Annotated in this window: 6 protein-coding genes; all 6 read right to left on the bottom strand. The window is 68.0% G+C overall.

Annotated features, from left to right (window positions below):
• Positions 1–99: 99 nt before the first annotated feature.
• Positions 100–2,661, bottom strand: coding sequence for a primosomal protein N' (priA, locus tag LLH23_09770; GenBank protein ID MCE5238764.1), 2,562 nt, complete (start codon positions 2,659–2,661; stop codon positions 100–102).
• Positions 2,662–2,789: 128 nt separating this feature from the next.
• Positions 2,790–4,013: a methionine adenosyltransferase gene (metK, locus tag LLH23_09775; protein MCE5238765.1), complete on the bottom strand. Its 1,224-nt coding sequence runs from the start codon at positions 4,011–4,013 to the stop codon at positions 2,790–2,792.
• Between the two features lie 15 nt (positions 4,014–4,028).
• Positions 4,029–5,270 carry a bifunctional phosphopantothenoylcysteine decarboxylase/phosphopantothenate--cysteine ligase CoaBC gene (coaBC, locus tag LLH23_09780; GenBank protein ID MCE5238766.1) on the bottom strand — a complete coding sequence of 414 codons (1,242 nt, stop codon included), beginning with the start codon at positions 5,268–5,270 and terminating at the stop codon, positions 4,029–4,031.
• A 50-nt stretch (positions 5,271–5,320) separates the two neighbouring features.
• Entirely contained in the window at positions 5,321–5,950 is a 630-nt protein-coding gene (gmk, locus tag LLH23_09785; GenBank protein ID MCE5238767.1) for a guanylate kinase, read from the bottom strand.
• 86 nt (positions 5,951–6,036) lie between these two features.
• Positions 6,037–6,309, bottom strand: coding sequence for a TMEM165/GDT1 family protein (locus LLH23_09790; GenBank protein MCE5238768.1), 273 nt, complete (start codon positions 6,307–6,309; stop codon positions 6,037–6,039).
• A gap of 67 nt (positions 6,310–6,376) precedes the next feature.
• Positions 6,377–7,378 carry a Gfo/Idh/MocA family oxidoreductase gene (locus LLH23_09795; protein MCE5238769.1) on the bottom strand — a complete coding sequence of 334 codons (1,002 nt, stop codon included), beginning with the start codon at positions 7,376–7,378 and terminating at the stop codon, positions 6,377–6,379.
• Between the last annotated feature and the right edge of the window lie 487 nt (positions 7,379–7,865).

Here is a 7,865-nt window from a genome sequence, read left to right on the forward strand (position 1 = left end):
TCGCGGTCGGTGACCGCTCCCACAACGGATTGCAGGTTGGGGCGTGGGTGGCGTGGGAGCGGTCACCGACCGCGACACCGTCTCCTGCCAGTTCGCCATCTACATCATGTCGGTCGGGTCCATGTCTATGCTCATCGCCACCTCGCGCTTGAGCGAGACACGTCCGAGCAACTCGCGCACCAGGTCGGGCAGCGGCTGCTCCCGCGACTTGAGCAGGATACCCCATCTGTAGCGACCGCGCAACTTCTGCAGCGGCGCCCGGGCAGGGCCGACAAGGCACAGCGGGCCATGCTTGTCGGCCATACCCATGTCCAGGAGCGTCTGCTTGACCTCGCCAGCCTGCGCGCGACACACCTCGTCATCCTCGGCGGCGAAGACCAGCCGCGTCAGGCGCACAAAGGGCGGAAAGCCCGGCCGCTCGCGGGCTGCCAGCTCCCGCTGGTAGAAGCCCTGGTAGTCATGGCGGCTGGCCGTGACGACGGCGTGATGGTCGGGGTTGTAGGTCTGCACGAGCACTTCGCCGGGCTTATCGGCGCGTCCCGCGCGCCCGGCCACCTGCGTGAGCACCTGGAAGGTGTGCTCCGCCGCCCGGAAATCGGGCCGGTGCAGCCCCGTGTCGGCGTTCAGCACCCCGACGAGGGTCACGCCCGGGAAGTCATGGCCCTTCGCGATCATCTGCGTCCCTACCAGCACATTGGCCTTGCCGGCGGCGAAGTCGCCCAAAATGCGGCCGTAGGCGCCCTTGTGGGCGATGGTGTCGCGATCCATGCGCGCCACAGCGGCCTCGGGGAAGGTGCGGATCACCTGGTCGGCCACCTTCTCGGTGCCCAGACCGTGGAAGCCGATGTCCTTGCTTCCGCACTCGGGGCACTCCTCGGGCACGTGCCGGGCGTAGTCGCAATGGTGGCAGGTGCAGGAGTGCCCGTGGTAGTGGAACGTAAGCGAGATCTCGCAGTCGGGGCACCGCAGCACATAGCCGCAGTCGCGACAGATGATGAAGGTGGAGAAGCCCCGCCGGTTGAGAAAGAGCATCACTTGCTCGCCGACCCGCAGGCGGTCGGCGATGGCGTCCAGCAGGCGCTGGCTGAAGGTCTGGCCCGTGCCCACCAGCGTCTCGGACCGCAGGTCCAGGACGCGGATGTCAGGCATGGGCCGGTCGTCAATGCGACGGGGTAGCTCCATCAGGCGCAGAGCGTCAGGGGTGCACTGGACCACACCCGTGTCCGCCGTAGGGCGGGCGGCCTCGCCCGCCCGGGCAGGCGAGGCCGCCTGCCCTACCGACCCCAAGGCGCGCTGTTGGGCTTCCCAGTACAGCTCCACCGTTGGCGTGGCGCTGCCCAACAGCAACACCGCTTCCTCCAGGCGCGCCCGCTGCCGGGCGGCCGCGACGCCGTGGTAGCGCGGCGGCTGCTCCTGCTTGTACGCGTTCTCGTGGGCCTCGTCTACGACGATGACGCCCACATCCCTGAGCGGGGCGAAGAGCGCCGAGCGCGCCCCGATGACAATTCGGGCCTCCCCCCGCTGGGCGCGGTACCACTCGTCGAACCGCTCGCCCTGGCCCAGGGCGCTGTGCAGCAGCGCCAGTTGCCGCCCGAAGCGGGCCCGGAAGCGCCCGACCATCTGCGGTGTCAGGGCGATCTCCGGCACAGCGACGATGGCCGTACGGCCCTGCCGGAGGGCCAGGTCCACGCAGTGCAGGTACACTTCCGTCTTCCCGCTGCCGGTGACGCCGTGGACGAGCAGTTCCCGGTGTTGCCGGGCCTCCACGCCCTCCCGCGCCGCCTCATACACGCGCCGCTGCGCCTCGTTGAGCCGCAGGAACTCGGCGCCCGCGTCCTGCCAGTCGTGCCTCTCCGGCTCGCGGTCCAGCGCTTCGAGGCTGACGGTCACATAACCCTTCTGCACCAGGCCCTGCACGGCCGGGCGGGAGAACTCGGCCACGGCGGCCGTCCCGTCGCCGGCGGCCAGCAGCGCCGCGATGACCTCAGCCTGCCGCGGGGCTCGCCCCTGCAGCTCCTCCAGCAGCTCCTCCCAGTCGCGGTCGTCCTCGACCAGCGTGACGACCTGCCGCTCCAGCGGCTGCACCGCCGGTCGCTGCAGCTCGCGCCGCACTTCGAGGAACCCGCGCTCCTGCAGGGACGACAGAGCGCTGTCCAACGAGGTCTGCGTGGTCTTCGGGTCCAGGCGGCGCAGCCCGACCAGGAGCCTGTCGGCGTCGCACTCCGGCCCCAGCTCCTGGGCCAACTGCAGGACATCGCGCTGGCGAGGGGCGCGCTGCAGCTCCTGCGGCGCCCCGGGGTGCCGGCCGCGTTCGGTCAGCGCCACGACCTTCGTGGGCTTGCGGCTGCCGCCCGGGGGCAACAGCACCCGCAGGGCATCCGCCAGCGAGCAGACGTACTCATCCGCCAGCCACTCGGCCAACGCCATCAGCCGTTCGTCGAAGATCGGCTCATCGAGCAGCAGGCCGTAGACCTTCTTGACCTGGTAGTCGCCGGCAGTGTGCGTGAAGCCGGTAACGAAGCCCGGGAGGGACTGCTTGCCGAAGGGCACCAGCACATAGCTGCCCACGCGCAGACGGTCGCGCAGCGCGTCGGGGATCGCATACGTGAACGCCCGGTCCAGCGAGCGGGCCGGGCGGTCTATGAGGACTTGGGCGTACATAGGTGTTGGAGGGGCCGGCTATCAGGCGGCCCGCCGTTCCGAACGGCTGGCACTACTCACCATCGAGAGCAACGTGCGAAAGTGACGGCGGGCCGGCTGATAGCCGGCCCCTCCGCACTGCACCTTCGCTAGAGTCCAGCCGCGTCCTTCAGCTTCTCCACCATGTCCAGCTTCTCCCAGGTGAAGCCGGGCTCGTTGCGGCCGAAGTGGCCGTAGCTGGCGGTGCGGCGGTAGATCGGCTTGCGCAGGTCCAGCGTCTCGATCATGCCGTCGGGCGACAGGTCGAACGTGTCGATGACGATTTCGGAGATGCGGCTTTCCGCAATCTTCTCGGTGCCGAAGCAGAACACTGCACACGAGAACGGGCAGGGATCGCCGATGGCGTAGGAGATCTGCAGCTCGCAGCGGTCGGCCAGGCCAGCCGCCACGACGTTCTTGGCGATGTAGCGGGCCATGTACGCGCCGGAGCGGTCCACCTTCGTCGGGTCCTTGCCCGAGAACGCGCCGCCACCGTGGCGGGCGCCGCCGCCATACGTGTCCACGATGATCTTCCGACCGGTTACGCCGCTGTCCGCCGCCGGGCCGCCCAGGATGAACTGGCCGGTGCGGTTGACCATGATGTCCATGTCGCCGTGGCGCAGGGCCTGGGGGATGACCGGGTCTATGACGTACTCGGTCAGCTCGGACTCGAGCTGCGCGTGCGAGATGCCGGCGGCATGCTGGGCCGCCAGCAGGATCTTGCTCACACGCACCGGCTTGTCATCCTCGTACTCCACGGTCACCTGGGTCTTGCCGTCGGGGCGGAGGTACTCCAGCTCGTCGTCGTGCCGCACGTCGGCGAGCCGCCGCGCCAGCTTGTGCGCCAGCATGATCGGCAGCGGCATGTACTCCTTGGGCGGGTTCTCTACGCCCGGCGCAATCTCGGTCTCGGTGCAGGCGTAGCCGAACATCATGCCCTGATCGCCGGCGCCGGTGCGGTGGCACTCGTCTTCCAGGCCGTCCACGCCCTGCGCGATGTCGCCCGACTGGCCGTGAATGGCGGCCAGGACCCCGACGTTGTCCGCATCGAACCCGAACTTGGCGCGGGTGTAGCCAATGTCACGGATGGTCTGGCGCACGATCTCATCAATCGGCACGTAGCATTCGGTGCGCACTTCGCCCGCGACCACGCAGGTACCGGTGGTGACGAGGGTCTCCACGGCCACGCGCGCCTTGCGCAGATTGCCGTGGTACTGCTCGTCCTCCTCGTGCTCCATGATGTAGTCGAGGATGGTGTCCGATACCTGGTCGCAGACCTTGTCGGGATGGCCTTCAGTGACGGACTCGGAAGTGAGGCGGTATTCCTTGGGCATGAGGCTCTCCTCAGTTCAGGAAATCAGGGGTGCTATCTCGTCGAGTATCGCCGCAGCTACGGCGTGTTTGCTCATCAGCGGCAGCGCGGACTCGCTGCCGTCGCGCCGCAGGATCGTGACGCGGTTCGTGTCCACGCCGAAGCCGCTGCCGGCCTCGGCCACATCGTTGACCACCAGCACGTCCAGGTTCTTGCGCGCGAGCTTGGGTCGAGCCTGGGCCACCGCATCGCCGGTCTCAGCGGCAAACCCCACCAGTACCGACGGACGGGCCTGCTCGCCCACCGCCAGCAGGATGTCGTCGGTCTGCTCCAGGTCCAGGACCAGCTTCTCGCCCTTCTTGATCTTCCGGTCATGCACCTGCGCCGGGCGGTAGTCGGCCGGCGCGGCGGCGCTGACGAACGCCGAAGCGTTCGGCATGGCGGCCAGCACGGCCTGCTTCATCTCGGCATTGGTCGTGACCGGGCGCACGTCCACACCCGGCGGCGCCGGAAGCTCGGTCGGCCCGGAGATCAGGATGACCTCCGCGCCGCGCCGCTCGGCTTCGGCGGCAAGGGCATAGCCCATCCGGCCGGTGGAGCGGTTCGACACGAAGCGGACGGGATCGAGCGGCTCCCGCGTAGGGCCGGCGCTGACCACGATCGTCTTGCCCTGCAGGTCATAACGCGGCAGCGCGCCCTGGAGTGCCCGCTCGACGGCCGCCAGCAGGAAATCGGTGCCCGCCAGCCGCCCCTCGCCTTCCGCTCCCGAAGCCAGCCTCCCGGCCTCGGGCATGACAAACCCGTACCCCAACTCCCTCAGCATCGCGACATTGCGCTGCACGATGGGGTTCTGCCACATGTGCACATTCATGGCCGGCGCCAGGACCACCGGGCAGGTGAGAGCCATGACGGTGGTGCTCAGCAGATCGTCGGCGAGGCCGTGGGCGATCTTGCCGATGATGTCGGCCGTGGCCGGCGCGATCAGCAGCACCTCGGCGAAGTCCTGCATGTGGACATGCTGCAGCTCATCCCGCAGCGTCCCGCCGAACATCTCCAGGCCCACTTCGTTGCCGCTGAGCGTGGCGAAGCTGGTGGGGGTGACGAACCAGGTGGCGGCCTCCGTCATGATGACGCGCACCTGCGCGCCGCGCTTGCGCAGAGCCGTGACGAGGCCGGCGACCTTGAAGGCCGCGATGCCGCCGGTGACGCCGAGCGCGATGCGGCGGTCGTGCAGGATGTCAGTCTCGTGGGCGTTCATCATGGTAGCGGCGCGATTCATCGCGCCAGTGTCCGTGTCCGACGCCGCCGCGGGTGCGACCAGCCGCGCCCCTACTGCCCTGCCTCCCGCAGCAGCCCGTCCACAAAGGGCTTCCAGTCCAGCCGGTTCAGTTGCGCCCGTTCCGCCATCAGAACGGCTTCCAGCTCATCGGTGGCGACGGCCACGTCATCGTTGATGATCAGGTACTCAAACAGCTCCACATGCGCCAGCTCGTGTATGGCGCTGGCCAGGCGCTTGCGGGTTGCCTCTCTGTCTTCGGTCGAGCGCCCGTCCAGTCGGTCGCTCAGCGCCTCCCATCGCGGGGGAGCGATGAACACCAGCGTGGCGCGGTCACCCATGAGCTGGCGGACGCTGCGCGCGCCCTGGTAGTCAATCTCCAAGATGATGTCGCGGCCCTCAGCCAGGGCCTCCTCGACCGGCTCGCGCGGTGTGCCGTAGAAGAGATCCTGGTGGACGACGGCCCACTCCAGCAGGTGCCCCGAGTCGCGCAGGTGAGCGAATTCGTCGGTGCCGATGAAGAAGTAGTCGCGCTTGTCCACTTCGCCCGGGCGAGGCTGGCGGGTGGTGCACGATATGGAGCGGCGCACGTCCGGGTGCCGCCTCATGATCTCACTGATAATGGTGCCTTTGCCCACACCCGAGGGGCCGGACACGACCAGCAGCACGCCCTGTCTGTTCAACCAGATCGCTCGCTTCACAGCAGAATGACAGCGCCGGAAAGTGTAGCACACGGGCGAGTCAATGGCAATTGATCGCCCCGAGCGGCTCAGATCACCTTCAGCAGCATCAGGATGCCCATGACGATGAAGATCGCGCCGGCGATGCGGCCGATGAGTTCGCGGGGCAGGTACATCCCGCACACCTGCCCGATGCAAGTGCCCAGGGCGGAGACGACGATGAGGGCGAGGCTGGCCCCCAGGAGGACCATCCAGGGCTTCTGGAACTTCGCGGCCTGAGTCATGACCGCAATCTGAGTCTTGTCGCCGAGTTCGGCCACAAGCAACATGCCAAAGGTGGTGATGAAAGCCTGCCAGTTCATGTGCGCACTCCAGACGTGAGTGGGAGCCGGCTGGCCCTCAGCCGGCTCCCCGATGGTTGAGGATATTCTACACCGTCTCCAGCGGCATGTCACGTTGGCCCGTGTCGCCGGCGAGCTGGGCCTGCACGGCCACCGCCTCGGCCGCCAGGCACTCCTCGGTGCTCATCCAGCGCTGCCGCCCGCTGTGCAGGGACTCCACGAAGTCCTCGAAAGGATCGTTGGTGGGGGGCTGGTTGCACGGCGTGATCTCCTGGACGCCCTCGCCGGCGCGGGTCCAGATGAACTGGTGCCCGTCGTGGGCGATGCTGCCCTCCGTGCCCCACAGGAAGAACCGCCAGTGCTCCGGCCCGCCCTCGGCCGCCATGTACGAGCAGTCGCCCAAGTACTTGGCGTTGTTGCTGAATTCCAGGGCCATCTGCGCCGCGTCCTGCATGTTGTTCGGGGCCCGGCGGTTCCAGGCGTCGGCGAAGATGACCTTGGTGAATTCCAGCCCGGTCGCCCAGCGCACCAGGTCAAAGCCGTGGATCATCAGGTCGTTGATGGTGCCGCCATGCTTGCCCGGCTCGAAGTACCACATCGGCCGGCTGCCGTAGGCCAGCCCGTGCAGGCCCGTGACCATGCACGAGGACAGCTCGCCGATTCCGCCCTGCTGCACGATCCCGGCCAGCGTGGCGTACTCACCGCCGTAGCGCATGGTCAGGTCAATGCCGACCTGCAGGTGCTTCTCCCGCGCCAGCTTCGCGATCGTCTTCAGCTCCTCCAGCTTCGTGCACAGCGGCTTGTCGGTCACGACATGCTTGCCGGCTTCGAGGGCCTTGATGACATGCCCGCCGCGGTTGGCGTAGTAGTCGGCGCAGGCCAGGACATCGAAGTCCACATCGGCGATGACCTGGTCGAGGCTCTCATGGGTGAGTGTGACCCCGAGTGCGGGAATGCTGCTGCCATGCGCCTCCGGCCCGCCCTCATCCACGCAGGCGACAATGTCCACATAGTCCAGGCGCTCGGCAGCCTTGTACATGGCCTGCACATGCCCGTGACGGAACCCGACGAACGCGACCTTGATGCTCATGCTTATCCTCCGGCATGCCCCATAGTAGTCTGTAGGAGCGGTCACCGACCGCGACCGGAGGAGCAATTCCCCGCGGGGCGGCGTTATCCTGCCGCGGGTCGCGGTCGGTGACCGCTCGTACACGGGAGGCAGATGGATGAGTGGCCGTCGCGTGCGCAGGACGCTCGGCGGTGCGCAGCACCGCCCCACAGCCCGGCGCTTCAGCGCCGGGGAACCGCGCCCGCCCCTCCCTTCCCCCGCCGCCGTGGCCTTCGCGTCCGCAGGACGCTCGGCGGCAGACGAACTACCGCAGGATCATGGAGAGAGGGCTACTCCACCGGGCGCTGAAGGTTGTGTTCAGAAAGTGGCCGGCGGGACTCCTCAGACGCTGTCATCTGTGCTAGACTTGGGCATCACGGCAGCACAGGACACAGGATGCGCGGCACAGTGAAGCCGGTACAGCAACCGTTGTGGGCCACGCCCGTGCCCGATACCTCGCGGCATCGCC

The organism is bacterium (assembly GCA_021372615.1).
Classification (GTDB): Bacteria; Armatimonadota; Zipacnadia; order Zipacnadales; family UBA11051; genus JAJFUB01.

Bases quoted from the DNA above. Each gene is read 5' to 3' on its own strand.
- metK (MCE5238765.1), bottom strand. From the start codon at position 4,013: ATGCCCAAGGAATACCGCCTCACTTCCGAGTCCGTCACTGAAGGCCAT.
- priA (MCE5238764.1), bottom strand. From the start codon at position 2,661: ATGTACGCCCAAGTCCTCATAGACCGCCCGGCCCGCTCGCTGGACCGG.
- LLH23_09790 (MCE5238768.1), bottom strand. From the start codon at position 6,309: ATGAACTGGCAGGCTTTCATCACCACCTTTGGCATGTTGCTTGTGGCC.
- LLH23_09795 (MCE5238769.1), bottom strand. From the start codon at position 7,378: ATGAGCATCAAGGTCGCGTTCGTCGGGTTCCGTCACGGGCATGTGCAG.
- coaBC (MCE5238766.1), bottom strand. From the start codon at position 5,270: ATGAATCGCGCCGCTACCATGATGAACGCCCACGAGACTGACATCCTG.